This is a genomic window from Pseudoalteromonas sp. P1-8, from assembly GCF_001399985.1.
Classification (GTDB): Bacteria; Pseudomonadota; Gammaproteobacteria; order Enterobacterales; family Alteromonadaceae; genus Pseudoalteromonas.
The window spans coordinates 236,066-261,650 of the sequence record NZ_LJSO01000004.1; the positions used below are offsets into that span (position 1 = coordinate 236,066).

The window sequence follows — 25,585 nt, forward strand, 5'->3', positions numbered from 1 at the left end:
ACTCTCTCCTTGTGTACGCTTTAAACAAAAAGCAAAAGCCTTAATTGTTTATACAATAAACACTTAGCAAGAGTAAATAAACAACGATATTGCGTTTTAGCCGGTTAAGACTGTTCAGTCACCGTACGCTCTAAGGTCATTTTAAAACCTGAGTCTGTGGTTTCATCGTGTTCAATCACTAAGATATAGTTACCTTCTTCGGTAAAATCCATATCGCTTTGTTGTAATAGCACAATCTGTTGACCATTGTCTTCATAGACCACATAGGTTGTATAAACTTCGTTATCAACCACCTGTTCTTGCTGGTCGTATTGATCTAACCCTTCAACAACATTGCTGGTATCTTCAACCGTTTCACCATTGAGGGTGAAGTACACATCAACTTCGTCAATCTCTTGCCCTGCATAGCTATCAATTAAGTTAACCACAGTAACTGCGTGGCTGTAGCTGCTTGGAGTTAGGTTTTCTTCAATGGTCATCATACGAGGCCCGTAATCTTTGTCATTGTAGAAAAGACCAACCGCACTTTGCTCACGCTCTAATGTCATTAAGAAGTTATCGACAATTGTGTCACCCGCTTCGTCTAACATAGCGACGCTATAACTATTTGGTGACATGCTCATGTATTCAGAGTAACTATCGTTGCTAACAACTTCGGTGTTGGTCGCCGTTGTGCCTCGGGTTACTTTAAACTGGGTTTGCGTGTAATCATCGATGGTATTGATAAAACGCAGCTGACCTTGCGCGTCTTGGTGGTTTAGTTGTGTTACTGAGCTACTTGCCGTCACGACATCAAGCGTAATACCATCTTCTTCTGTTGCATAACTTGGGCGGATCATCGCCATGTACGTTGCTTCATCATTAAAGTACACGGTTGGTGATTCAAAAATCACATCAGTGCTGCCGCTAGCGGTAATATAAATAGTGTAATAACCTTCCTCAAGCGTCGCTAATTCTGGCTCAACGAGGTATTGCGAAGTCATTAATAACTCAGCGGTATCAAATAACCCGTCGTCAGTGGCAACGTATACATCGTAAAGGTTATCTTCGCCAACGATATTAAAAAAGCCAACATTGAATTCATCTTCATCGCTTGACGTCGGAACACTTAGCTCAGTAAAAATTGGTTCAGCAAAATCACCATTCATTACTAGCAACTGAGTTTGATCATTTTTAATTTTGATGGTTTCTTCGTCGATGGTGATATAACTATCATTTGCATCAACATATTCAAAACTGAGTTCATACTCCCCCGAACTGTAGTTATGACGAGTTGATACATCACCAAAATCTGCCCCCGAACGTTCAGTGTCATCAACAAATAAACGCGTGTATGGGCTGTTGTAAGAGCCATTGTACAGTTGCACATAGCCACTGTTGCTACTGCTGCTGTCATCGCTTGAACAGGCAGCCAGTACCGAAAGCAAACTTGAGGCAACAATTGTTTTAAGCAGAGTGCTTTTCATGGAATTTTTTCCTTATTGTTTGTAATACCCCATTCTGACTCGAATAGTGCGAAAAAATTCTATGTTTTACAAACTATTACCTTCACTTACAGTTACTTACGATAAGGTTAAAAAGTGTAGAAAATGATGTAGAAAAGCACTTAATTAATCATAATTATGGACAGAAAATCACATTTATAGTGAAAGCAACTTACTTTTACACGAAAAGTAAATAATGATTACATTTTAGACGCTTATACAATCAAATCAGATAAATTATTAGATAGTCAAATTTGCGCTATGCAGCACAAAAAAATTAGCAAATAATGGTGTTCACACAAACGGGATTAGAATGAGGACTATGAACACGATTTTAACCACACAATGCGATGATGATGTTGGTCTAATTGCCAAGATCACCGGCCTTTGTCATCAGCATAATTTAAATATTACACGTAATAACGAATTTGTAGATAAAGACGCTAAACGCTTTTTTATGCGTACAGAGTTAAGCGGCGTTATTTCAGATGACTTTTTACCAAGTCTTGCTGAGCTACTTCCTGATGGCGCAGAGCTTGCCCTGCACAGCAGCGAAAGAACCAAAGTGGTATTGCTTGCTACCAAAGAAGCGCACTGTTTAGGTGGTGTATTACTAAAGCAATTCGAAAAAGCCTTAAACATCGAAGTACTGGCTGTGATTGCCAACTACGCCGACTTAGCGCCACTGGCTGCAGGCTTTGGTGTACCATTTCATGTGGTATCGCACGAAGGCTTAAGCCGTGCGGAGCATGATCAACAAGTCGGTGATTTAATAGCCAGCTATCAGCCTGACATTATTGGCCTTGCTAAATATATGCGTATTTTAAGCCCTGAATTTGTGGCGCGCTTTGAAGGTAAGATTATTAATATTCACCATTCATTTTTGCCAGCCTTTATTGGCGCAAAGCCTTACCATCAGGCATTTGAGCGCGGTGTAAAAATTATTGGCGCGACCGCTCATTTTGTTAATAATGAGCTTGATGAAGGGCCGATTATTTTACAAGATGTGACGCATGTCAGTCATGCGGATACCGCAGAGATGATGGCAAAAATGGGTAAAGATGTAGAGAAAACAGTGTTCTGCAAAGCGTTGCAGCTCGCATCTGAACATAAACTGTTTATCAATGGTAATCGAACCGTGGTGTTCGCTTAAGCAATAAAATGAAGAGGCTGAATGGCCTCTTTATTGTTTTTATTATCTTTTGTTATGCCGACTCAATAGGCTCTAATTGTAACTTAGAGGCAATTAATACCGCTTGAGTACGATTATACACACCTAGCTTTCTAAAAATTGCTGTAATGTGTGCTTTAACGGTTGCTTCGGAAATATGTAACTCGTAAGCAATCTGTTTGTTTAACAAGCCTTCGTGTAAGTATTGCAACACCTTGTATTGCTGCGGCGTTAGTGAAGCCACTTGCGCAGCAATTTCTTTGTCTTCGCCATCTACGGCAGCCACTTTATCTTTAAGCTCAAGTGGAAGCCAAACATCGCCTTCAAGTATGTGGTTGATTGCCAGCGCAATATCATCTGATGAAGATGATTTTGGAATAAATCCCATCGCACCATAACCCATTACTTTAGAAACTACATTGATGTCTTCGCTGCCAGAAACAACAGCTATTGGTAAGCTTGGATAGTCTTCGCGAATGCGAATAAGGCCGTATAAATCGCCATTGCCTGGCATGTGAAGGTCTAGTAGTAAGATATCAAGATCTTCTTGCTCGCTCAGCACCTGCAAAGTGGTATCAAAGTTTTCCGATTCAAACACTTCTAAATCAGCGAACTTAGCACTCAATGCCCCTTTCAGCGCTTCACGAAATAACGGATGATCGTCCGCTATTAAAAACTGACTCATGGTTCACTCCTAATAAATTCGGCTGACACCTATTTCTAAGTGACAGCCGATATACTACGTTTAGAATCAACTTCTAATCAAGTTTTTAACGCGATTTTAACGATTTAATCGGTTTTCGATTAGCTCATCAACAACGCTCGGATCGGCTAGTGTAGAAGTATCTCCAAGCTGTTGGTGCTCATTTGCCGCAATTTTACGTAAAATTCGACGCATGATCTTACCAGAACGAGTTTTCGGTAAACCTGGAGACCATTGGATCATATCTGGTGATGCAATTGGGCTTAACTCTTTACGAACCCAGTTACGTACCTCTTTTGTTAGTTCATCGCTCACTACAACACCCTCATTTGGAGTGATGTAAACATAGATGCCCTGACCTTTAATATCATGTGGGTAACCTACTACTGCAGCTTCTGCTACTGCTTCGTGAGCAACCAATGCACTTTCGATTTCTGCAGTACCTAGGCGGTGACCTGATACGTTAAGTACGTCATCTACACGGCCTGTGATCCAGTAGTAGCCATCTTCATCACGACGACAACCATCACCTGTGAAGTACACGCCTGGGTATGCTGAGAAATAGGTTTGTTCAAAGCGTTCATGGTCGCCATAAACTGTACGTGCTTGTGATGGCCAGCTATCTAAAATAACAAGGTTACCGTCAACCGCGCCTTCTAGTGTATTACCCTCAGCATCAAATAGTGCTGGTGCAATACCAAAGAATGGACGTGTTGCTGAGCCTGGCTTCATATCTGTTGCACCTGGTAATGGTGTGATCATGATGCCGCCAGTCTCAGTTTGCCACCAGGTATCTACGATTGGGCAGTTTTCGTTACCAATATGCTCGTAATACCATGCCCACGCTTCTGGGTTAATTGGCTCACCTACAGAACCCATAACACGAAGACTTTTACGAGTTGAAGTCGCTGTTGGCTCATCGCCTTTCGCCATTAGAGCACGAATAGCAGTTGGTGCTGTGTAAAGGATAGTCACGTTGTGCTTATCAATTACTTCACCCATACGCCCCGCTGTTGGGTAAGTTGGTACACCTTCAAATACGACTTGCGTGCAGCCATTCACTAATGGGCCATAAGCAATGTAGCTGTGACCTGTGATCCAGCCCACATCGGCACTACACCAGAAAATATCGTCTTCTTTAAGATCAAACACATATTCATGTGTCATCGATGCATAAACAAGGTAACCACCGGTAGTATGAACCACCCCTTTTGGTTGACCCGTTGAGCCTGAAGTATAAAGAATGAAAAGCGGATCTTCTGCATTCATTGGTTCAGGTTCGCACTCAGTTGGTAAGTCAGCGACAAGCTCATGCCACCAAACATCATGACTATTCCATTCAACTTCACCACCCGTTAGCTGATGAACAATAACGTGCTCAACGGTGGTTACTGAGTCTTGTGATACCGCTTCATCAACATTTGCTTTAAGTGGTACGCAGTTGCCAGCACGGCGACCTTCGTCTGAAGTAATTACCACTTTAGCGCCTGAGTCATTAATTCGGTCAGCAATCGCTGATGGAGAGAAACCACCAAATACTACAGAGTGAATCGCACCAATACGCGCACACGCTTGCATAGCGTAAATAGCCTGCGGTGTCATTGGCATATAAATAGCAACACGGTCACCTTTTGATACGCCTAATTTTTTAAGGCCGTTGGCTAGCTTAGCTACTTCGTCGTGAAGCTGTTGGTAGCTAATATTTTCGTTGTGTTCAGGGTTGTCGCCTTCCCAAATAAGGGCTGTTTTATCGGCTTTAGTGGCAAGGTGGCGGTCAATACAGTTGTAAGATGCGTTAAGTTGGCCGTCTTCATACCAGCGAATGCTGATGTGGCCTTTGTCGAATGAGGTGTTCTTTACTTTGTTATAAGGAGTTGACCAATCAAGGCGTTTACCGTGCTCTCGCCAAAATCCTTCAGGGTCATCAATAGATTGCTTGTACAGTGTATTATATTTATCGTTATCAACTAGTGCTGCATTCTTGATATGCGCTGGTACTGGATAGATACTTTCTGACATTGTTGTCGTCTCCATTTTAATTACTTGCCTACGGCCTGCTTCAAGGATCACTCAGCAAAGCCCCTGAAAGTATTAGACCTTAGTTGTATATCTTGTCATTTAACAAAAAACTTTAAAATTGCCTTCTATAATCTAGTCCAATGTTAGGTTGGATGCGATTTAACTACCCATTCCACCTTAGTCTAATAGACCAATAGATAATTGAGAGAAGTCATTTCTTAAACAACAGTGATACAACAACATTAATGCAATCAACAAGTAGCTTCGACAGGAATACACATTATGACAACAACAAAAGTAACCGCATTAAAAACACTCACAGCTTCAGCTGTTTTATGTGCACTTGCAGGTACCGCTAACGCCGCAACCATCGGTAACACAGACGTTTCTTATGGTGGCTATGTAAAACTTGATGCTATGTGGAGTGATTACTCTGCAGGCGTACCAGCTGGCGGCAGCATTGGCCGTGACTTCTATGTACCAGGTACAACACCTGTAGGCGCAGACAGCGACAGCGATGCAGTATTTGACATGCATGCACGCCAATCTCGCTTTAACCTAGGTACAGCAACAAAATTAGACGACGGTAAAACCATCAAAACTAAAATTGAAATAGACTTTATTGCTTCAGCACCTGGCGGTAACGAACGCGTTAGTAACTCTTACGCGCCTCGTATTCGTCAAGCATTTGTAACTTATGATGGTTGGCTATTTGGTCAAGCCTGGTCAAACTTCCAAAACGTTGGCGCATTACCAGAAACACTTGATTTCGTCGGTCCTGCTGAAGGTACTGTGTTCGTACGTCAAGCACAGGCACGTTACACTACCGGTAATTGGTCATTCTCTATCGAAAACCCAGAGAGCACAGTCACAGTTGGCGGTGCACGTGTTGCCACTGATGATGCATCAATGCCTGACTTTACAGCACGTTATGCGCATAAAGCTGATTGGGGTGAATTAGTATTTACCGGTCTTGCTCGCCAGTTAACTTATAAACAAAATGGCATTGATGCAGATACATCATCGTTCGGTATCAGCGCCTCAGGTAAAGTAAATTTTGGCCAAAACAACCTTAAATTTATGCTAACTCAAGGCACAGGTTTAGGCCGTTATGTTGGTTTAAATGTGGCTCATGGTGCGGTGCTTGACGGTGATGATTTAGATGCAATTGATTCAACATCAGGTTTTATTGCCTACCAACAACACTGGAACAGCCAATGGCGCTCAACTTTCCTTTATTCATTCTTCTCAGCAGATAACAACACAGATTTACTTGCTGTGACTGGCGATCCTACAGAAATGAGCCAAAGCTATAGTGCCAACCTTTTATATTCGCCTGTTAAAAAGCTTACCTTTGGTGTTGAATTCAAACATGCTGAGCGTGAGCTAGAAAGCGGTGCTGACGGCGATATGGACCGTCTGCAGTTCTCTGCAAAATACGTATTTTAAGATTTAAACTTATTTTACTTCCTGAAGCGGCTTCGGCCGCTTTTTTTATATCTCCTTTTTATATTTCTGTGCCCTTTAAACTTTTTTGCAAACAATCATTCACCAAAACACAAATGCTAATTGCAAATTATTTTCATTTAGATTAAATTACGCATTAATTTCACTATTCATTGAACTAATTGGAACTTTGCATGTCATCAACAAAATTTTTGCGCTTATCTCAATTAAGCCTTGTGACCTCAGCACTTTTAAGTGGCCACGCTTTTGCAGAACAACAAAAAGAAGAACAAGCAATTGAAAAAATTGCCGTGTATGGCCAGCATCATAAAAACTACATCACTGAAGAAGCACAGTCGGCAACCAAATTAGGGCTAACAATTAAAGAAACACCACAGTCAATCTCTGTTGTTTCACGTGCGTTAATGGATGACTTCTCACTCGATAATCTAAACGCTGTACTTGAAAGTACACCGGGCGTCACTGTTGAGCAAATCGAAACTGACCGTACTTATTTTAAAGCTCGTGGTTTTGAGATCACCAACTTCCAAGTTAATGGCATGGGTATGCCGCAAGACAACGGTTCAATCCAAGGTACTCTAGATACTTCTATTTTCGATAGTGTTGAAATTGTACGTGGTGCCAATGGTTTAATGACAGGTGCTGGTAACCCATCAGCAACAGTCAACATGGTTCTAAAGCGCCCTACTTATCAAACGCAAGTAAATGCGTCTGTATCGTACGGTTCTTGGGACAATAAGCGTTTAGAGCTTGACGCTTCAACTGCTATCAACGAAAACCACGCTGTACGTGCGGTATTCACCAAGCACAAAACTGAGTCATACCTTGACCGTTACGAGCAAGATAAAACAATTTATTACCTAGCCTACGAAGGCCAGCTAACTGACAGCACAGTAGTAACTGCAAACTATGTAAATCAAAAGAAAGATGCTGATAGCCCACTGTGGGGTGCCTTACCGCTTTATTACAGCGATGGTTCAGCAACAAACTTTGACGCTTCAACTAGCACAGCGTCTGATTGGTCATACTGGAATAACACAACTGAGCAGCTGTTCTTATCAATTGAGCAAGCAATCACCAATACTTGGTTCTTAAAAGCAAGCTACGCGCACTTAGAAAATGAGCAAGATTCTGAGCTTTTCTATGTTTACGGCACACCAGACAGAGAAACAGGTCTTGGCCTAACTGGTTATGCCAGTGAATATGACCACAAAGATAAGCACGACATTTTAGATATCTACGCAACAGGTAAATTTGATTTATTTGGTATGGAACATGATCTGTCGTTTGGTGTAAACCAAGCAGATATGGATAACAAAGATAAATCATTGTATGACTACACTACAGGCAATGGTTTCCCTGCAATGCCTGAGCTAGGTGGTTGGGACGGTGTTGCGCCAGTACCAACACTTACTGATGGTTTAACAGGTGCTGATATCACTAGCCGTCAACGCTCTGCATATATTTCAACACGCATTCGTGCAACTGACGCATTCAGCATTTTAGCAGGTGTGAGCCAAGTAAATTGGGAAACTGAAGGTGCCTCTTACGGCGTTGCAAAAGACAAAGATAGCGACCAAACTGTGCCTTACTTCGGTGCTGTGTATGATATCAACGAAAGCTTCTCAACTTATGCAAGCTACACAGAAACCTTCGTACCGCAAACAGAGCGTGACATCAATGGCGATTACTTAGATCCAATCACAGGTAAAAGCAGTGAAATTGGTGTGAAAGCTCAGCTACTTGATGACGATTTATTTGTAACTCTTGCCTACTTTGATGCTAAACAAGTTGGCCTTGCCGTTGCTATCCCTGATTCATTACCTGACGACACTCGCTACTATGGCGCAGATGGTATTAACAGCGACGGTATTGAAGTAGAGCTTAGTGGTCAAATCAACGAAACACTAAGTGCAAGCTTCAGCTACAGTAATCTAAACATTGATGGTGATGAGTTAGTAAAAGACTACACACCTGAAAACCAGTTCAAACTTGCTGTAACTCATAAAGTGCCTGAGATTGATGGTTTAACCTTTGGCCTAAACTATCGTTGGCAAGACGATACAAAGCGCGTACAAGTGCGTGATGCGGCAACAAATGCTGCACTTATCACCACAACGCAAGATGCGTACGGCCTATTAAACCTAATGGCAACCTACGATATTAATGACAATATGAGCGTTAACTTGAACGTTAATAACGTGACCAACGAAAAGTACATCCACAGTCTTTTCTGGGCACAAGGTTATTACGGCGCACCACGTAACTACTCAGTGTCTTTCAACTGGCAGCTGTAAGCTTTGAGCTAGAAGCTTAAAGTTTTAAGCTTTAAGTACATGAAAAGCCGCATCATATGCGGCTTTTTCATGAAAGAGTTGCAAGAGTAAAGTTAGCGAGAGTAAAGCGTTTTGAAGCGGTGCAAACCGCCGTTACAGGAGCAGGCAGTAGTTTGTAGCAGCGATTTTATATCGCGTTTAATCACTACATTGTTGGTGGTATTCAATGGTTTCGTTTCGCTTTTAGCTGTCAGAACACTCGATAATGCCTGTAACTTTCCCCTTGCTAACTTTACTCTTGCTAACTTTACCCTTTCTAACTTTACTCTCGCTAACTTTACTCTCGCTAACTTTACTCTCGCTAACTTTTACCCATAAAAAAACCGCTAACTGTGTAGCGGTCTTTTTTGTGTTAAGTGCGGGTCAAATCACGCTTAACTGTACTCTTTTGCGGTGTTTATAGCTCGTCTTCAGCTAATAGGCCTGCATCTTCACCATCTTCTGGTTGTTCTGTTGCCTGAAGTAATAGCATCTCACGTAGCTTACCTTCGATCTCATCTGCGATCTCTGGGTTGTCTTTTAAGAACTTAATTGAGTTTGCTTTACCTTGACCAACTTTGCTGCCATTGTAGCTGTACCAAGCACCTGACTTTTCAACAATCTTATGCTTAACACCTAGGTCAATTAACTCGCCTTGTTTCGAAATACCTTCGCCATACATGATGATGAACTCAGCTTGTTTAAACGGCGGAGCAACCTTGTTCTTAACAACTTTAACGCGAGTTTCGTTACCAACAACCTCGTCGCCTTCTTTCACAGAACCAATACGACGAATATCGATACGTACTGAAGAGTAGAATTTAAGTGCGTTACCACCTGTTGTTGTTTCAGGATTACCAAACATAACACCAATTTTCATACGGATTTGGTTGATGAAAATACAAAGTGTGTTTGAACGCTTGATGTTACCTGTAAGCTTACGTAAAGCTTGTGACATTAAGCGAGCTTGTAGACCCATGTGTGAGTCACCCATGTCACCTTCGATTTCAGCTTTAGGTGTTAAAGCTGCTACCGAGTCAACAATCACAACATCAACTGCACTTGAACGAACTAACATGTCACAGATTTCTAATGCTTGCTCACCAGTATCTGGTTGAGAAACAAGTAAGTCATCAATGTTTACACCCAATTTTTGTGCGTATACAGGATCTAGAGCGTGCTCAGCATCTACGAATGCACAAGTTTTACCTTGCTTTTGAGCTTCAGCGATAACTTGTAAAGTAAGCGTTGTTTTACCTGATGATTCAGGACCATACACTTCAACAATACGACCCGTAGGTAAACCACCAATACCTAGTGCGATATCGATACCTAGTGAACCAGTTGAAATTGCTTCAATATCTAGGGCTTTATTGTCGCCCAGTTTCATAATTGAGCCTTTACCAAATTGACGCTCAATTTGTGATAAAGCAGCGTCTAAGGCTTTTTGTTTGTTATCGTTCATTCTGTTCTCCAAATCCGGCTAATGCAGACAGTATACTGTATGAAATCACAGTATCAAGCTAATTTTCAGATTTTATCAATTCAATTATATTTTTTAATGAATAAACAATAGCTTGTAGTCTAACTTCAGCTCGATCGCCAGAGAAAACTTGCTGACTTGGGTAGTTTTGACCAGCAAAATGAATACAAAACCATACTAATCCCACAGGTTTATCCAGTGTTCCACCACCGGGGCCTGCTATCCCCGAAATAGCTATTGCGATATCGGCGTTTGCAGCTTTTGCCGCCCCCGATGCCATTTCAACAACGGTTTGCTCACTCACCGCACCAAAGCTGTTTAAGGTTTGCTCGCTAACGCCAATGAGCTCATGTTTTGCTTGGTTACTATAAGTGACAAACGCTCGGTCAATATAATTAGAGCTGCCTGGGGTATCGGTTAGTGCATAACTCACTCCACCACCAGTGCATGACTCTGCGGTAGTGATCCATAAGCGTTTATCCGTTAAAATAGCTCCTAATTTCGCAGCAAGTGTTTTAATCTCTTGATGTAATTCCATATTCAGCCTTTGGGTAAATACATGTCGTTTGATCTTTATGCACCGCACACTATAAAACAACAAACCCCTATGATGCAGCAGTATCTAAAAATAAAAGCCGAGCATCGGGATATTTTATTGTTTTATCGTATGGGCGACTTTTACGAACTTTTCTTTGATGATGCCAAGCGTGCAGCGCAACTTCTTGATATTTCTCAAACCCATCGAGGTAAAGCCGGTGGCGACCCCATTCCAATGGCGGGCGTACCCTATCACGCAGTCGAAAACTATTTAGCTCGCCTTGTACAAATGGGTGAGTCAGTAGCTATTTGTGAACAAGTTGGTGACCCAGCGACTAGCAAAGGCCCTGTTGAGCGTAAAGTTGTACGTATTGTTACACCGGGCACAATTTCTGACGAAGCGTTATTACAAGAACGCCAAGACAACTTACTAACCAGTGTATGGCAAAATAAACAAGGCCTATATGGTATTGCTTACTTAGATATTAACTCTGGCCGATTCAATGTGTTAGAAGTTAATACCGATGAAGCATTTAGCTCAACATTACAGCGTTTAGCCCCTGCTGAGCTGCTTTACAGTGAAACATTTGCAAATGTGCACTTAATTGAGCATATCAAAGGCGCGCGTCGTCGCCCGGAATGGGAATTTGATCTAGATACTGCGCAGCATTTACTTTGCGACCAATTTGGCACCAAAGATTTAGTTGGTTTTGGAGTAGACAAAGCACACGCGGCTTTAGTGGCTGCAGGCTGCTTAATGCAATACGTAAAAGACACTCAGCGCATAGCCCTGCCGCATATTCGTGCAATCACCCTTGAGCAAAACGAACACGCGGTGATCTTAGATGCAGCAACTCGTAAAAACCTTGAACTAACGGTTAATTTATCGGGCGGTTACGAAAACACACTTGCACAAGTACTTGATAAAACAGCGACTGCGATGGGTTCACGCTTATTAAAGCGTCGTATTCATACCCCTGTGCGCAGCAAAACAGAGCTCAACTCTCGACTAAACGCAATTAGTGCAATTATCGATGCGCAATTATGTGGTGAGCTACAAGAGTCATTAAAGCAAATTGGCGACATTGAGCGTGTTATCGCCCGTTTAGCGCTTTGCACAGCACGCCCGCGTGATTTAACGCGCCTACGTAGTGCACTGCAAGCTCTGGCACCATTACACGAATTACTTTTGGACGCCAACGATCCGCGTATTAGCCAAATTATTGCAAAGTCGCAGCAATTACCTGATCTACAAGACTTACTAGAACGTGCTGTCATCGAAACCCCACCGGTGCTTATTCGTGATGGGGGTGTTATTGCCCCAGGTTATAACAGTGAGCTTGATGAATGGCGTGCCCTAAGCCAAGGCGCAACCGATATTCTCGATAAGCTTGAAGAACGTGAGCGTGAACGCACAGGCATTAGCACCTTAAAAATTGGCTATAATAAGGTGCATGGCTTTTTTATTGAAGTAAGCCGTGCGAACTCGCACTTGGTTCCTGCGGATTATATTCGCCGTCAAACGCTAAAAAATAATGAGCGCTATATTATCCCTGAGCTTAAAGAGCACGAAGATAAAGTACTTGGTAGCCAGTCAAAAGCGCTAGCGCTTGAAAAACAGCTTTACGAGCAACTCTTTGAGTTTATTGCTCCGCACATTGAGCAGCTACAAACAATGGCAGCTGTTTTAGCAGATTTAGATGTACTGAACAATTTAGCCGAACGTGCGCAAGCGCTTAATTATGCTAAACCAACTTTGTGCGATAACGATAATATCAGTATTAAGCAAGGTCGCCACCCGGTAGTAGAGCAGGTAATGAAAGACCCGTTTATAGCTAACCCTGTGGAGCTTAATAACGACCGTAAAATGCTCATTATCACAGGTCCAAATATGGGTGGTAAATCGACCTATATGCGCCAAACTGCACTTATTGTTCTAATGGCTCACATTGGTTGTTACGTTCCTGCTGATAGTGCAGAGATTGGTAATATTGACCGTATCTTTACGCGTATCGGCGCAAGTGATGACCTAGCATCAGGACGCTCAACCTTCATGGTTGAAATGACCGAAACAGCAACAATTTTAAATAACGCCACAGCGCAATCACTAGTCCTGATGGATGAAATTGGTCGCGGTACTTCGACCTATGATGGTTTATCGCTTGCCTATGCAACGGCTGATTACTTAGCATCAAAAATTGCCGCTAAAACCTTATTTGCTACCCACTATTTTGAGCTAACCGAACTGGCCGAACAAAAAACGGGATTGGTTAATGTGCACCTTGATGCCATTGAGCACAACGACACCATTGCCTTTATGCATACCGTGCTTGAAGGCGCAGCAAGCAAGAGCTTTGGCTTACAAGTTGCTGCCTTGGCTGGTGTACCAAAAGCGGTGATCCAACAAGCAAAACAAAAGCTTAAAATGCTTGAGAACCATCAACCTGTTACTGCCCCCATTGAGCAACAACAACAAACGTTAAGTTTTGATGATGAGCCTTCTGAGCTTGAATTAACCTTAAAACAGCTTGATCCAGACAGCTTAACGCCAAGACAAGCACACCAACTACTGTATCAATTAAAAGATTTACTGTAGTGCAATAAAAGAGCTATAAAAAAAGCTGACGTAATGTCAGCTTTTTTGTGTGTTCTAGACCCGAAGGCCTAATACCCAAGCCTCCTCAAGATGCAGAATTCAGCGTTTCACAGGTGCTTAATATCAAGGCGTCACAGGTGCTTAATATCAAGGCGTTACTTTGCAGGAATGGCATTCCCTTTTAAGAAGTAACAACGATGAGAGTAAGTACCTGTGAAGCGCCCAACGGGTTGGTTTAAAAGCGATTTATACTGCGTTATTGATTTTAGCAATAGAACCACTATTACTTGCAATCAATGCCTTGCCTAAATCGCTTTTCCAACTGAAACTCGCACCTTGAGGTGGTTTGGGTATACATTGTTGTCAAATCAGGTGAATTGGTCGAATAGGCTATCTGTACTTAACCCTTCGTGTTGCAAAATGTCTTTTAAGCGACGTAATGCTTCCACTTGAATTTGTCTTACACGTTCACGTGTTAAGCCTATTTCACGACCAACATCTTCAAGGGTTGATGGCTCATAGCCTAGTAAACCAAAACGACGAGCAAGTACTTCACGCTGTTTCGGGTTTAACTCTCCAAGCCAATCAACAATGTGCTTGTTGATGTCATTATTTTGTACTTCGCCTTCTGGACCATAGTCTTTTTCATCGGCGATAATATCTAGTAACGCTTTGTCATTTTCACCGCCGATAGGTGTATCCACCGAGGTGATTTTTTCGTTTAAACGCAGCATCTTAGTGACATCTTCAACCGGCTTATCTAAGCACTCTGCAATTTCTTCTGCGGTTGGTTCATGGTCAAGTTTCTGCGTTAATTCACGGGCTGTTCTTAAATAAACATTAAGCTCTTTAACCACGTGAATAGGTAAACGAATCGTACGTGTTTGGTTCATGATGGCACGTTCAATGGTTTGACGTATCCACCAAGTTGCATAAGTTGAAAAACGAAAACCACGTTCTGGGTCAAATTTCTCAACGGCTCTGATAAGGCCTAAATTACCTTCTTCAATAAGGTCTAGTAGCGCAAGGCCACGGTTGTTGTAGCGGCGGGCAATTTTCACCACTAAACGTAAATTACTTTCAATCATTCGCTTGCGAGAGGCTTCGCAGCCTTTCAGTGCTTTTCGAGCAAAATAAACTTCTTCTTCTGCGCTTAGCAGCGGAGAAAAACCAATCTCACCAAGATACAGCTGCGTAGCATCTAAATTCTTGGCAACTTCTTCTTTTGCAAAAATTTCATCTTCGTTGTCGACTTCTTCAAGTAATTCAGAAGACTCTTCTTCGACTACCGTGTCATCAAATTTATCGTCAATCGCGTCAGTTTTTTTCTCTAGTTTTGCTGTGTGACCCATAAGCGTCCTCCCGAGCAAATATGTGATTGAGCTAAATCACTTTATCAATACCCTAAATGGCTAAGGTAGATACTTAGCAGGATTGACTGCTTGACCCCGATAACGAATTTCAAATCTCAAAGCCGTAACCGAAGAGTCTGAACTGCCCATTTCTGCTATTTTCTGCCCTGCCTTTACTTCCTGTTTTTCCTTTACAAGCAACTTTGAATTGTGCGCGTAAGCGCTTAGGTAATCATCATTGTGTTTCAATATGATTAAATTACCGTATCCCCTCAATGCGTTGCCCGCGTATACCACAGTTCCATGTGCAGCAGCTAAAACAGAAGCCCCTTGTTTATTAGTGATCTGTAATCCTTTAAAGCCATTCTCTTTGTTAGAGAAGCGTTTTGTGACTTTACCTTTTGCAGGCCAGCCCCATACAACTTTAGCATTAGAATTACGCTTTTTTTCACTAATTATTTTGTTGGCTTGTTTCTGAACATACTCTCGTTGTTTTGGCTGATCAAGCCCTTTCTTTAATTTTTTGTTATTTTTTTGTATAGAAACAGTAGACTTTTTACTCGAATTCGTATACTTTTTCGTCTTTTTTGATTTTTGTGCCGATTTTGTGAGCGAAATACTCTGCCCAGGGAAGATCGTATAAGGTGCTGGAATATCGTTTATTTTTGCGAGCGTTCGAAAATCTTGCTGAGCGCTAAAAGCAATTGAATACAAAGTATCGCCCTTTTTGACTACATATTTTGAGCCAGAGATATTTACTTTGCGTGTGGCGGGTTTAACTTTATTATCTAAACTACTAACCGGTGCCGGTGCTTCGCGAGAAGTACAACCAAAGAGCAAAATACTAAGAAACAAAGTAACATAGACTGTTAACTGCCTGCTCATCGTAAAATGCTCCTTATCGTACTAGTTTAATGGTTTTACGGGTTATCGTAGTAAAAAGTACGCAACCACAACTAAAACAACTAATCCCCAGCCAAGCGCTTCAACATATTGACGTAATTTTTGCTCCATTTTAACGCCGCCCCACTTCATTAAAGCCGACACTAAGAAGAAACGCGCGCCACGACCTATTGCCGAGGCAATTAAAAATGGCAAGAATGCCATTTGCATCAAACCTGCACCTATGGTGAAAACCTTATAAGGTATAGGAGAGAAGCCCGCTAAAAACACCACCCATACACCATAGTTTTCAAACCAACTTAGCGCTGTGTCAAATTTAGCTTGCCAACCCATTTGCGCAATCAGCGGTTCAACTACCGGTTCGAATAACCAAAAGCCAAGTAAATAACCTAAAATACCACCAATCACTGAAGCAATAGTCGTAAAGCTGGCAAAGCGCCATGCTTTATCTGGCTGAGCAAGCGACATAGGGGCTAGCATGACATCCGGTGGCACCGGAAAAAAAACAGATTCAGCAAAACTCATCCCTGCTAAATAACGCTCCGCATGACGGTGTTTAGCCCATACCAGCGCCATATCATATAACTTAGTAAACAACTTCAAAGTATAACGTCCTATTCAATATCACCAGGTACCAAAGGTACAAATCGTACTGGTGCAACTTTATGTTCTGTAAAAGTGTCGCCATTTCTAACGACCATCATTAATTGCTGATCTTGCTCACCGATAGGTGCAATCATAACGCCCCCATCAGCAAGTTGTGCCAGAAGTCCTTTTGGCATAGTAGCCGCAGCTGCTGTGACAATAATCCCCTCAAACGGAGCTTGCGACTGCCAGCCTTGCCAACCGTCACCGTGTTTCATGGTGACATTATATAAATCAAGCTTATGCAAACGACGTTTTGCTTGCCATTGCAATGCTTTAATACGCTCTACCGAGCACACTTTAGTGAAGGTTTTTGCCAGTATTGCTGTTTGGTAGCCAGAGCCTGTGCCAATTTCGAGCACTTTATCACGTACACCCGCTAAGCGGAGCAGCTCAGTCATACGTGCGACAATATATGGCTGCGAAATCGTTTGTCCTTGACCGATTGGCAGTGCGGTATTTTGATAAGCTTTGTGTTGCAAAACATCATCGATAAAAATGTGTCTGGGTGTTGAGGCTATCGCTTCAAGCACAGTACTATCTTCTACACCCTCGCGTTTTAATAGTTCAGCTAATGCCAGTGCACTACGATTATAATTAGTCAGCACTATTAATCTCCATATTTGCTAACCAGCTATCGACGGCTTGTAAGCTCTCTTTCGCCGTCATATCAACACTAAGCGGGGTCACTGATGCATAACCATTATTAATGGCATAAAAATCAGTGCCTTCACCTGCATCACTTTCAGCACCAAGGGTACCATACCAATAAATGTCACGGCCCCATGGGTCTTGTTGTTTCGTCATGGTTTCAGCTTTATGACGCGAACCTAAACGGGTTACCTTAACTCCTTTAAGCTCTGTAAGCGGAATATCTGGCACGTTTAAGTTGATGATTTGATCTTTCGGTAACGGGTGCGATGCCAACTCTTTGATAATACTCACCGCAACCGCTGCAGCAGTTTCAAAGTGATTTCCTTCTTTAGAGCATAACGACACAGCAATCGCCGGCAGTCCTAAGTGGCGCCCTTCAGTGGCCGCTGCTACTGTACCTGAATACAAGGTATCATCACCTAGGTTGGCGCCGTGGTTTATTCCTGCAACCACTAGATCTGGCTGCTGCTCGACTAATTCATTAACTCCCAAATGCACACAGTCAGTCGGCGTGCCATTAATCGAAATAAAGCCATTATCAAGGGTGGTTGCACGAAGTGGATTCATGAGCGTTAATGAATTACTTGCGCCACTACAATTACGATCTGGCGCTACTAAGGTCACATCTGCTATTTGCGTCAATGCATGATACAAAACCGCAATCCCTTTAGCATGTACGCCATCATCATTGCTCAATAAGATTTTCATTTACGCATCCTTTTGTTTTTGTTCTCTGGGGCTTGCATCTTGATAGTCCACCAGCTCACGCAGCAGGGCGGTAGCAAAACAGCCTTTTGGTAAACCAAAACTTAACTTTAAAGTAGTTTCATCAATCGTTTCAACAGCTAATGAGTCAGGAATAAGTCGTAACATTCTACGCTCATTCTTAAGGCCAAGTTCGCTAAGGCCATCTATCCAAGGCTGATAAGGTTCGAGCCACACTTTTTCAGTTTCGGTCAGGCCTTTTTCGCCTTTACCAACCATAGGTACCGACATCACAATATCGCCAGACGCTAAGCGCGCAATATTGTCATCACTAATGTTGTCTTCAAAAAAAGCATTGCTGCCGCTGAGCATAAACACTTCGCGGTGCATTGTTTTCGCAAGGCCATGCTCGGCAACCCGCATACTCACGATTTCATTAAATACATAAGAGCGCGCAGCTGAAATAACTAAGCCACGCAATTTTTTATCGCGGATACGCTCTCCAGCAAACATGCGCTTTGCCATTTCAAGGTTGTGACCACCATGGCCAAAGCGCTGCTCACCAAAGTAATTAGGCACCCCTGCACGCACCGCGTTGATACGGCACAAAATATCCAGCGGCTCAGTTACATTACGTAATGTAATGGTAAAGCGATTGCCTTTATGACAACCGGTTCTGAGCTTACGGTTATGGCGCTGTTGCGATATTACAAAAAACTGATCGTTATTCAGTTCGCTAAATTCTATGTGCTTCTTAATTGGAACTGGCACGCTAAACCATTGGGTACACACGCCATGACGGTCTTTTAAGCCTGCATAACTCACATCACGTGGAGATACCCCTGCTTTTTCGGCAATGCGTTTCGCAATAAACTGAGTATTTTCGCCTTTTTTTACAACCTGCAAGCAAACATGTTCACCAGAACCGGTAAACTCAATACCTAAATCTTCATCAACCATGAAGTCTTCGGCGTGAGTTTTAAAGTCAGCCTTAGAAAGAGGTTTACCGTATAGGTAGTTTAACTCACTCATGCGCTTTGTTTGCTCATAATCACCACTGCGTGGCTTGAGATACCTTCTTTACGACCTTCAAACCCAAGCTTCTCAGTGGTTGTTGCTTTCACATTAACTTGTGAAATATCAGCTTCAAGGTCTTGGCATAAGTTTTCACGCATAGCTTGAATATGTGGCAACATTTTTGGTGCTTGCGCAACAATCGTGACGTCGGCATTGCCAAGTACATAACCTTGCTCTTTAGCAAGCCCAACCACGTGGCGTAGTAAAATTCGGCTATCAATATTTTCGTATTCGCTAGCAGTATCAGGGAAATGCTTGCCAATATCACCCATTGCCAATGCGCCTAAAATAGCATCGCACAATGCGTGAATGGCAACATCACCATCTGAATGAGCTAAAAAGCCTTGTGGGTAATCTATTTTTTCACCACAAATTACCAACGGGCCTTCGCCGCCAAATTTGTGTACATCAAAGCCATGGCCAATTCGAATCATGAGGTACTCTCGTTTTGTTGTTTTTGCAGTAAAAATGCTGCTAAATCTAAATCTTCTGGGGTGGTGATTTTAATATTATCACTGCGACCTGCAACCAGCTTAACAGGCTGCTTAGCCCATTCAATTGCCGATGCCTCATCAGTGATAGTCACACCATTTTTAAGGGCACTTGATAGCGCATTAGTCAGCGCTTGATAAGGGAAAAGCTGAGGGGTGAGTGCCTGCCATAAATCATCACGTGGCACCGTTTGCTCACTGTGGGTATGACCGCGCTTAATGGTGTCTTTTACTTTTGACGCTAAAATACCGCCTTCATTGGCAGCGATACATTCAGTTATTAAACGCTGAATATCAGCAAGACACACTAACGGCCTTGCCGCATCGTGAACAAGCACCCAATCAGGTGGGTTTCCAGCAAGTGATAGCAAGGCGTTAAGCACAGAATCAGCGCGCTCTTTACCACCAGACACGCGCTCAATACGCTTATCTATGTGTGGTAAATCAGCAAAGTAGCCGTCATCATCGCTAATTGCTACTTTGATGGTGTTTAATTCGTTAAGTTCTGCAAGTTTACTTAGGGTATGTTCTAAAATAGTTTTACCCGCAAGTTCAATATACTGCTTTGGCACCGAATGTTGCATTCGACTCCCTACTCCCGCAGCGGGAACAATGGCGGTGATAGATTGCTTAGTGTTCATTTTGCTGTTGACCTGGTAATACGCGAATAAAGGTTTCGCCAGGTTTAATCATTCCTAATTCATTACGCGCCCGTTCTTCAATGCCCTCTTGACCGAGCTTTAAGTCTTCAATATCGGCTTTGAGCACTTTATTGCGCTTTAATAATTTCGCATTGGTGTCTTGATGAGAGGTAACCGCTTGTTTTAAACGAGTGTAGTCTTGCACCCCATTATGGCCAAACCATAAGCGGTACTGAATAAATAAAGCCAAACACAACAAGGCGAATTGAAAAACCCGCATTGAACACTCCTTCGCGGTTAAATTAAGTCAAAGGGCGTTTAAATTACGCCAATTTATATTGCTTGCTAACAGCATTTCTCTTAATGACAAACGCTTAGGTGTGATGCGTTTATTAAATTGCCATTGATGACCGCAACACGCCGCTGCCATCACCGCCTTTGCAGGCTTAAGCAATTGAATATGCGTGTTTTCTAGCGATTCACCGGAAGTATCAAACCAACCAAGCTCGTTGCAATGTACCTTATTGTCGCTTACTTGATCTAAGCTGTCTATGCGCACGGTTGTACATTGCTTGTCATTAATTAGCACGGGAACAATTAACCCGCGCTTAGCATATTGACTATAAAAGTCTTTTGAGTCTTTTTTATTATAAACAGGCGGCGTTGTTTTTTGTTTTTCAAGCCAACTGCCATTTTGTGAATCGAGCTGTAGTGGCGCATCACCACTGACAATACGCATAGCTAAACGCTCAATATAGTAAGGCAGGCTTGCTAATAAACGTTTTAGCCTTGCTGTATCAGGTTCATCAACTAAACGCGGGATCTCACGAGCATAAAATGCATTACATAACTGCGCATACAAAGCTCGCTCGGCATCAGTTTGCCAAATTTCGGCTTGTTGCGAGTGTTCGCTCTGTGGAGTTGGTTTAGACAATGCGCGCTCTTATAAAACAATTGCTTGACTGTTTTATAGCATAGAGCGTTTATTGAGCGCTACTTTACTGCGCCTTTTTTACCCAATTTTGCATTACCAGTTTCTAAAAACTGCACCATTGCATCACGCTTTTTACCTAGTAGCAAACTACCATCAGCTAAAAACATAAAGTTTTGCCAACAACGTTTAAAAACAGCAAAGCTGGTTTCAATGATGTTGTCGCGAGCCATGCAAAAATAAACAGTGGTGTTTGCTTCCCACTCTAAGTGGTTAAGGATTTCTTCTGGTAACTGCTCATCGCCCGCTTCCCATGCACTTTCCCAGTTAATGGTCTCTGAAAAGCTGTCGTCTTTGCCGCACCAATCTGTTTTATCAAAAAAGTCAGGGTGATCATGCTCGCGGCTCACCATAGTAGTCCATAAAACCGCAGCGCGTTCAGCGCTCATTGGTTTAATTTGTGCTGCGTCTTCGCTGCTTATCGGCATATCTTTATGACGAAAAACCCAGGCTTTTTTGTATTCATCTAACGAAATATAATTCATAGTTTAGGCAGTTTGTTTCAGCGTAAAATGTGCAAACTGCAATTATACCCAAATGACTCCAAGATGCGAGATAAACACATGACAATCAAACCCGGTATTTACCAACATTACAAAGGTCCAAAATACAAAGTTGAATATGTTGCCACCCACAGCGAAACGAATGAGCCACTGGTAATTTATCAAGCGCTATATGGCGAATTTGGCATGTGGGCACGCCCGCTTAGTATGTTTACAGAAACCGTCACTGTCGAGGGTAAAACAGTACCGCGTTTTGCATACCTTTCAGACGCCGACTAACTGTGGCATCATGACGTTATTAATCACTGCTCAGACCAGATAAGGTGACATCGTGCTTTTTAATTCAACCGATAACTACATTGCCAGTAACTCATTAAAACAAGCGGTTAACGCAGCGATCTTGCTCGAAAAGCCGCTGCTTATAAAAGGTGAACCCGGCACAGGTAAAACCATGCTGGCCGAAGAGCTTGCGAAAAGCTTAGACACCACGCTAATTCAATGGCACATCAAATCAACCACTAAGGCGCAGCAAGGTCTGTATGAATATGATGCAGTATCGCGCCTTCGCGACAGCCAGTTAGGTGATGAGCGTGTGCACGATATCAGCAACTACATTGTAAAAGGGAAATTATGGCAAGCCTTTACTTATGGTGAGCAACATAACAAACGTCCTGTACTATTGATTGATGAAATAGACAAAGCCGATATTGAATTTCCCAACGACTTGCTATTAGAACTCGACAAAATGGAGTTTCACGTTTATGAAACCGGCGAGCGAGTTATTGCAAAGCAACGTCCGATTGTGATCATCACGTCGAATAACGAAAAAGAACTGCCAGATGCCTTTTTACGTCGTTGTTTTTTCCATTACATTGATTTTCCAAGTAGTGAAGAAATGGCACAAATTATCGATGTGCATCACCCTCACGTTAAACAAGATTTAGTTCGCCAAGCACTTGAGGTGTTCTTTAATCTACGTGAAGTTAATGGCATTAAGAAAAAACCATCAACCAGCGAGTTGCTTGATTGGTTAAAGCTACTGATGGCCGAAGATATAGACGCTAAAACACTGCATGATAAAAGCCAAAAAGGCGGCTTAATGCCCATGTTTGGCGCGTTATTAAAGAACGAGCAAGACATTAGCTTAGTCGAAAAACTTGCGTTTATGAGCCGCCGTTAATATGTTAATTGCGTTTTTCTTCAAGCTTCGCGAATACCGCTTACCTGTTAGTTTGCGAGAGCTACTTGATTTGATCAATGCGCTCAAGCAAGGGGTTATTTTTGCCGACGTTGACGCGTTTTATTATTTGGCGCGTACCATCATGGTAAAAGACGAAACCCACTTTGATCGTTTTGATAAAGCCTTTGCAGATTACTTTAGTGGCGTGGCCGACCTTGATCTGCTCGAAAGTTTAAAACAGCAACACGACTTGCCTAATGATTGGCTACGCAAAGAGTTTGAAAAGCACCTAAGCGAAGAAGAAAAAGCGCAATTACAAGCCATGGGCGGCCTTGATAAACTCATGGAAACCCTCAAGCAACGCCTTGAAGAGCAGCAAAAGCGCCATGCTGGAGGTAATAAGTGGGTGGGTACCGGTGGCACTTCATCATTTGGTGCCTATGGCTATAACCCTGAAGGTGTTCGCATAGGCCAAGACGGTAACCGACATCGCCGTGCGGTAAAAGTATGGGATAAACGCAGCTACCGAAACCTTGATAGTGACCGTGAAATCGGCTCGCGCACCATTAAACTTGCTCTAAAAAAACTGCGTAAATTTGCCCGTACTGGCGCCAGCGATACTCTCGATTTAACCGAAACAATTCGCGCTACTGCAAAACAAGGCGGCATGCTCGATGTAAAAATGGCACCAGAGCGCCATAATGCGGTAAAAGTATTGATGCTGTTTGATATCGGCGGTTCAATGGATGATTACATTCATACCTGCGAAGAGTTATTTAGTGCCGCCCACAGCGAGTTTAAACACCTTGAGTTTTACTATTTTCATAACTGTTTGTATGAGCATGTTTGGCAAGACAACGAACGTCGTCACTCTAACGTCATTGATACCATGACCTTGATTAACAAGTTCACCAGCGACTACAAGGTGATCTTTGTTGGTGACGCCACCATGGGCCCTTACGAAATAGCCTACCCTGGTGGTAGCGTTGAGCATTGGAATGAAGAGCCCGGCAGCGCTTGGCTAAACCGCATAACCAATCACTTTGATAAAGTCGCTTGGCTCAACCCACAACCCGTTGAACACTGGCGCTATTATCAATCAATTGATTTTATAAAGCAGTTAATGGACAACCGCATGTACCCACTCACGCTAGATGGGATTAGTAATGCGATTAGGGAGTTGAGTTAGAAAGTTAGAAAGTTAGAAACCCTAAACTGGCCACTATCTAAGTCAAGCAGCTCGAAAACTTTACTCTTACCCCTAGTAACTCGCTAACTGTCAATCTGACAGCTCTAACTTTACTCTTTCCCCTTGTAACTCGCTAACTAAGCGAGTTTCCAAACTAAAAACACCAGCGCAAAGCCCACTAAATAAAGCAAACCTAGCCAGCTGAGGGTGCGTAATAAAGGTGAGTGATGAATGCTGGGTTCTGAGCGTACTAAACTAAAGTTCAGCCATGCAAATACGGGAGTGGTTACAAAAGCGAGGGTCATAGCAAAAGTAAGCATTGGGCCAAGGGCTGATTTAAAGAATAAAATCACTGCCATACCTGCAAATGCTTGTAGTAATAACCACATATTTAAACTGTGTTTAGATTGTTTAATCGGTAGCAGTTTATGTGACTCATTTAATGTTCTAGCGTAGCCATCAAGCACAGTTAGCGTAGTGCCAAACATACATAAAAAAGCAATACCTGAAACCAGCGGTCTTGCCCACTCGCCCACAGTAAGGGCATACATATCAATTAGCTGCTTTGCAAAAGCGACTCCACCTAATTGCACAGCTTGTGCTTGGCCATATTGTACTAACACACCTAACGAGAAAAACACGAGCGCAAGTGCTGCGGTAAGCCAGTAGCCCAAATTAAAGTCAAACAAGCCTTGTTGTTTTGTCACTGGTTGTTGGTGCTGCTTTTCTTTTAGCCACAATGAGCTAATTGCTGATATTTCGATAGGCGCAGGCATCCAGCCCATAAGCGCGACCATAAAGCCGAGCATAGCAAGCTCATACGGCGACGGACCCACATAGTCAACTGGCGCCATAGCACCATTATTAATTGCCACTACCAACGCTGCCACAGTTGTAACCGTTAACAGCCCCATAATGAGCTTTGAGACATTATCGAGCGCTTTAAAATGCCCTAACAACAAAATAAGCAAACACACAGCTAAAATCAGCCAGCATAATAAGGTCACAGAAATTGTGACAGGTAATGCATAGTGCAGTAGGCTGGCCGTTAATAATAAAACCCCCGCAGTATTCACTACGGCGGCGACTATATTAAGCGCAATAAAGCTATAGAAATACCCCGGCCCTTTTTGCTTGTAGCCCTCAACTAAACTTTGTTTAGTCGCGAGCGTGTACTCCATGCCAAATCGAAAGAACGGATACTTCAATACGTTTACTACAATGATTAGCCAAAATAGCTGCCAGCCGAATAACGATCCTGCTTGTGTTGATGCTACTAGATGTGAGCCACCAATGGCGGCTGTAGCCATTAAAATCCCCGGCCCTAAAGCATTTAATTTAGACTGCCAATTTGATACTGCTGATTGCATAAGTTATGTGTGTTTTATTCTTAGTAACAAGCAACTTACAGCGTTTTGTGTGAGATTGGAAGCAGAGCAAGTTAGCAAGTTAGCAAGTTAGCAAGTTAGCAAGTTAGCA

24 protein-coding genes are annotated in these 25,585 nt (G+C 42.6%); 7 read left to right on the forward strand and 17 right to left on the reverse strand.

Features of this window, described 5'->3' with window-relative positions; genetic code table 11:
• Positions 1–104: 104 nt before the first annotated feature.
• A complete protein-coding gene (locus tag AN213_RS07955) occupies positions 105–1,466 on the reverse strand; it encodes a hypothetical protein (protein ID WP_054560889.1) in 1,362 nt (453 codons plus the stop codon).
• A gap of 340 nt (positions 1,467–1,806) precedes the next feature.
• On the opposite strand from AN213_RS07955, the gene purU reads away from it, so the two are divergent.
• Complete coding sequence (gene purU / locus AN213_RS07960) at positions 1,807–2,637, forward strand: formyltetrahydrofolate deformylase (RefSeq protein ID WP_055198200.1); 831 nt, start codon at positions 1,807–1,809, stop codon at positions 2,635–2,637.
• A gap of 52 nt (positions 2,638–2,689) precedes the next feature.
• On the opposite strand, the gene AN213_RS07965 is transcribed toward purU, so the two are convergent.
• Both AN213_RS07965 and acs read right to left on the reverse strand, forming a co-directional pair.
• Positions 2,690–3,340, reverse strand: a complete 651-nt coding sequence (locus tag AN213_RS07965) for a response regulator transcription factor (protein ID WP_054551155.1) — start codon at positions 3,338–3,340, stop codon at positions 2,690–2,692.
• Positions 3,341–3,436: 96 nt separating this feature from the next.
• Entirely contained in the window at positions 3,437–5,377 is a 1,941-nt protein-coding gene (acs, locus tag AN213_RS07970) for an acetate--CoA ligase (RefSeq protein WP_054560891.1), read from the reverse strand.
• 282 nt (positions 5,378–5,659) lie between these two features.
• Between acs and AN213_RS07975 the strand changes: the two genes are divergently transcribed.
• Positions 5,660–6,826 (forward strand): DcaP family trimeric outer membrane transporter, encoded by a 1,167-nt coding sequence (locus AN213_RS07975; protein ID WP_054560892.1) that lies wholly within the window; start codon positions 5,660–5,662, stop codon positions 6,824–6,826.
• A 191-nt stretch (positions 6,827–7,017) separates the two neighbouring features.
• Entirely contained in the window at positions 7,018–9,141 is a 2,124-nt protein-coding gene (locus tag AN213_RS07980) for a TonB-dependent siderophore receptor (protein ID WP_055198202.1), read from the forward strand.
• Positions 9,142–9,577: 436 nt separating this feature from the next.
• On the opposite strand, the gene recA is transcribed toward AN213_RS07980, so the two are convergent.
• Positions 9,578–10,624, reverse strand: a complete 1,047-nt coding sequence (gene recA, locus AN213_RS07985) for a recombinase RecA (RefSeq protein WP_054560894.1) — start codon at positions 10,622–10,624, stop codon at positions 9,578–9,580.
• 58 nt (positions 10,625–10,682) lie between these two features.
• Entirely contained in the window at positions 10,683–11,180 is a 498-nt protein-coding gene (locus AN213_RS07990; RefSeq protein ID WP_054560895.1) for a nicotinamide-nucleotide amidohydrolase family protein, read from the reverse strand.
• 21 nt (positions 11,181–11,201) lie between these two features.
• Here AN213_RS07990 and mutS point away from each other — a divergent pair, with 21 nt between their 5' ends.
• Entirely contained in the window at positions 11,202–13,775 is a 2,574-nt protein-coding gene (gene mutS, locus AN213_RS07995) for a DNA mismatch repair protein MutS (protein WP_055198204.1), read from the forward strand.
• 368 nt (positions 13,776–14,143) lie between these two features.
• On the opposite strand, the gene rpoS is transcribed toward mutS, so the two are convergent.
• Genes rpoS through AN213_RS08050 form a run of 11 tightly spaced genes read right to left on the reverse strand, consistent with a single transcriptional unit; the run spans position 14,144 to position 21,719 of the window.
• On the reverse strand, positions 14,144–15,127 hold the full coding sequence (gene rpoS, locus AN213_RS08000; protein WP_054551147.1) for an RNA polymerase sigma factor RpoS: 984 nt from the start codon (positions 15,125–15,127) through the stop codon (positions 14,144–14,146).
• 60 nt (positions 15,128–15,187) lie between these two features.
• Positions 15,188–16,012: a peptidoglycan DD-metalloendopeptidase family protein gene (locus AN213_RS08005; RefSeq protein ID WP_055021015.1), complete on the reverse strand. Its 825-nt coding sequence runs from the start codon at positions 16,010–16,012 to the stop codon at positions 15,188–15,190.
• A gap of 42 nt (positions 16,013–16,054) precedes the next feature.
• Positions 16,055–16,633 (reverse strand): YqaA family protein, encoded by a 579-nt coding sequence (locus tag AN213_RS08010; RefSeq protein ID WP_054551145.1) that lies wholly within the window; start codon positions 16,631–16,633, stop codon positions 16,055–16,057.
• An 11-nt stretch (positions 16,634–16,644) separates the two neighbouring features.
• The gene (locus AN213_RS08015) at positions 16,645–17,283 is read right to left on the reverse strand and encodes a protein-L-isoaspartate(D-aspartate) O-methyltransferase (RefSeq protein WP_054560898.1); all 639 of its coding nucleotides are present in this window, start codon (positions 17,281–17,283) and stop codon (positions 16,645–16,647) included.
• A complete protein-coding gene (gene surE, locus AN213_RS08020) occupies positions 17,273–18,037 on the reverse strand; it encodes a 5'/3'-nucleotidase SurE (RefSeq protein WP_054560899.1) in 765 nt (254 codons plus the stop codon). The genes AN213_RS08015 and surE overlap by 11 nt, the downstream gene beginning before the upstream one ends.
• Complete coding sequence (gene truD / locus AN213_RS08025) at positions 18,038–19,066, reverse strand: tRNA pseudouridine(13) synthase TruD (RefSeq protein WP_055198206.1); 1,029 nt, start codon at positions 19,064–19,066, stop codon at positions 18,038–18,040. It lies immediately after the preceding gene.
• Positions 19,063–19,545 (reverse strand): 2-C-methyl-D-erythritol 2,4-cyclodiphosphate synthase, encoded by a 483-nt coding sequence (ispF, locus tag AN213_RS08030; RefSeq protein WP_055198208.1) that lies wholly within the window; start codon positions 19,543–19,545, stop codon positions 19,063–19,065. The genes truD and ispF overlap by 4 nt, the downstream gene beginning before the upstream one ends.
• On the reverse strand, positions 19,542–20,243 hold the full coding sequence (ispD, locus tag AN213_RS08035; protein ID WP_055198210.1) for a 2-C-methyl-D-erythritol 4-phosphate cytidylyltransferase: 702 nt from the start codon (positions 20,241–20,243) through the stop codon (positions 19,542–19,544). The genes ispF and ispD overlap by 4 nt, the downstream gene beginning before the upstream one ends.
• Entirely contained in the window at positions 20,233–20,523 is a 291-nt protein-coding gene (gene ftsB, locus AN213_RS08040; RefSeq protein ID WP_054560903.1) for a cell division protein FtsB, read from the reverse strand. The genes ispD and ftsB overlap by 11 nt, the downstream gene beginning before the upstream one ends.
• Positions 20,524–20,550: 27 nt before the next feature.
• Complete coding sequence (locus AN213_RS08045) at positions 20,551–21,177, reverse strand: hypothetical protein (RefSeq protein WP_055198212.1); 627 nt, start codon at positions 21,175–21,177, stop codon at positions 20,551–20,553.
• A gap of 59 nt (positions 21,178–21,236) precedes the next feature.
• On the reverse strand, positions 21,237–21,719 hold the full coding sequence (locus tag AN213_RS08050) for a DUF2947 domain-containing protein (RefSeq protein ID WP_054560905.1): 483 nt from the start codon (positions 21,717–21,719) through the stop codon (positions 21,237–21,239).
• A 63-nt stretch (positions 21,720–21,782) separates the two neighbouring features.
• On the opposite strand from AN213_RS08050, the gene AN213_RS08055 reads away from it, so the two are divergent.
• The 3 genes from AN213_RS08055 to AN213_RS08065 are packed head-to-tail and all read left to right on the forward strand — an operon-like array spanning position 21,783 to position 24,106.
• Complete coding sequence (locus AN213_RS08055) at positions 21,783–22,016, forward strand: DUF1653 domain-containing protein (RefSeq protein WP_370626052.1); 234 nt, start codon at positions 21,783–21,785, stop codon at positions 22,014–22,016.
• A gap of 52 nt (positions 22,017–22,068) precedes the next feature.
• A complete protein-coding gene (locus tag AN213_RS08060) occupies positions 22,069–22,917 on the forward strand; it encodes a MoxR family ATPase (protein WP_055021018.1) in 849 nt (282 codons plus the stop codon).
• Position 22,918: 1 nt separating this feature from the next.
• A complete protein-coding gene (locus AN213_RS08065; RefSeq protein WP_055198217.1) occupies positions 22,919–24,106 on the forward strand; it encodes a VWA domain-containing protein in 1,188 nt (395 codons plus the stop codon).
• A 137-nt stretch (positions 24,107–24,243) separates the two neighbouring features.
• Here AN213_RS08065 and AN213_RS08070 read toward each other — a convergent pair whose 3' ends face one another.
• The gene (locus tag AN213_RS08070; protein ID WP_408002931.1) at positions 24,244–25,416 is read right to left on the reverse strand and encodes an NRAMP family divalent metal transporter; all 1,173 of its coding nucleotides are present in this window, start codon (positions 25,414–25,416) and stop codon (positions 24,244–24,246) included.
• Between the last annotated feature and the right edge of the window lie 169 nt (positions 25,417–25,585).

Excerpts from the sequence above, each read along its gene's own strand:
- AN213_RS07955 (WP_054560889.1), bottom strand. The coding sequence starts at position 1,466 with ATGAAAAGCACTCTGCTTAAAACAATTGTTGCCTCAAGTTTGCTTTCG.
- purU (WP_055198200.1), top strand. The coding sequence starts at position 1,807 with ATGAACACGATTTTAACCACACAATGCGATGATGATGTTGGTCTAATT.
- AN213_RS07965 (WP_054551155.1), bottom strand. The coding sequence starts at position 3,340 with ATGAGTCAGTTTTTAATAGCGGACGATCATCCGTTATTTCGTGAAGCG.
- acs (WP_054560891.1), bottom strand. The coding sequence starts at position 5,377 with ATGTCAGAAAGTATCTATCCAGTACCAGCGCATATCAAGAATGCAGCA.
- AN213_RS07975 (WP_054560892.1), top strand. The coding sequence starts at position 5,660 with ATGACAACAACAAAAGTAACCGCATTAAAAACACTCACAGCTTCAGCT.
- AN213_RS07980 (WP_055198202.1), top strand. The coding sequence starts at position 7,018 with ATGTCATCAACAAAATTTTTGCGCTTATCTCAATTAAGCCTTGTGACC.
- recA (WP_054560894.1), bottom strand. The coding sequence starts at position 10,624 with ATGAACGATAACAAACAAAAAGCCTTAGACGCTGCTTTATCACAAATT.
- AN213_RS07990 (WP_054560895.1), bottom strand. The coding sequence starts at position 11,180 with ATGGAATTACATCAAGAGATTAAAACACTTGCTGCGAAATTAGGAGCT.
- mutS (WP_055198204.1), top strand. The coding sequence starts at position 11,202 with ATGTCGTTTGATCTTTATGCACCGCACACTATAAAACAACAAACCCCT.
- rpoS (WP_054551147.1), bottom strand. The coding sequence starts at position 15,127 with ATGGGTCACACAGCAAAACTAGAGAAAAAAACTGACGCGATTGACGAT.
- AN213_RS08005 (WP_055021015.1), bottom strand. The coding sequence starts at position 16,012 with ATGAGCAGGCAGTTAACAGTCTATGTTACTTTGTTTCTTAGTATTTTG.
- surE (WP_054560899.1), bottom strand. The coding sequence starts at position 18,037 with ATGAAAATCTTATTGAGCAATGATGATGGCGTACATGCTAAAGGGATT.
- truD (WP_055198206.1), bottom strand. The coding sequence starts at position 19,066 with ATGAGTGAGTTAAACTACCTATACGGTAAACCTCTTTCTAAGGCTGAC.
- ispF (WP_055198208.1), bottom strand. The coding sequence starts at position 19,545 with ATGATTCGAATTGGCCATGGCTTTGATGTACACAAATTTGGCGGCGAA.
- ispD (WP_055198210.1), bottom strand. The coding sequence starts at position 20,243 with ATGAACACTAAGCAATCTATCACCGCCATTGTTCCCGCTGCGGGAGTA.
- ftsB (WP_054560903.1), bottom strand. The coding sequence starts at position 20,523 with ATGCGGGTTTTTCAATTCGCCTTGTTGTGTTTGGCTTTATTTATTCAG.
- AN213_RS08050 (WP_054560905.1), bottom strand. The coding sequence starts at position 21,719 with ATGAATTATATTTCGTTAGATGAATACAAAAAAGCCTGGGTTTTTCGT.
- AN213_RS08055 (WP_370626052.1), top strand. The coding sequence starts at position 21,783 with ATGCGAGATAAACACATGACAATCAAACCCGGTATTTACCAACATTAC.
- AN213_RS08065 (WP_055198217.1), top strand. The coding sequence starts at position 22,919 with ATGTTAATTGCGTTTTTCTTCAAGCTTCGCGAATACCGCTTACCTGTT.
- AN213_RS08070 (WP_408002931.1), bottom strand. The coding sequence starts at position 25,416 with ATGGCTACAGCCGCCATTGGTGGCTCACATCTAGTAGCATCAACACAA.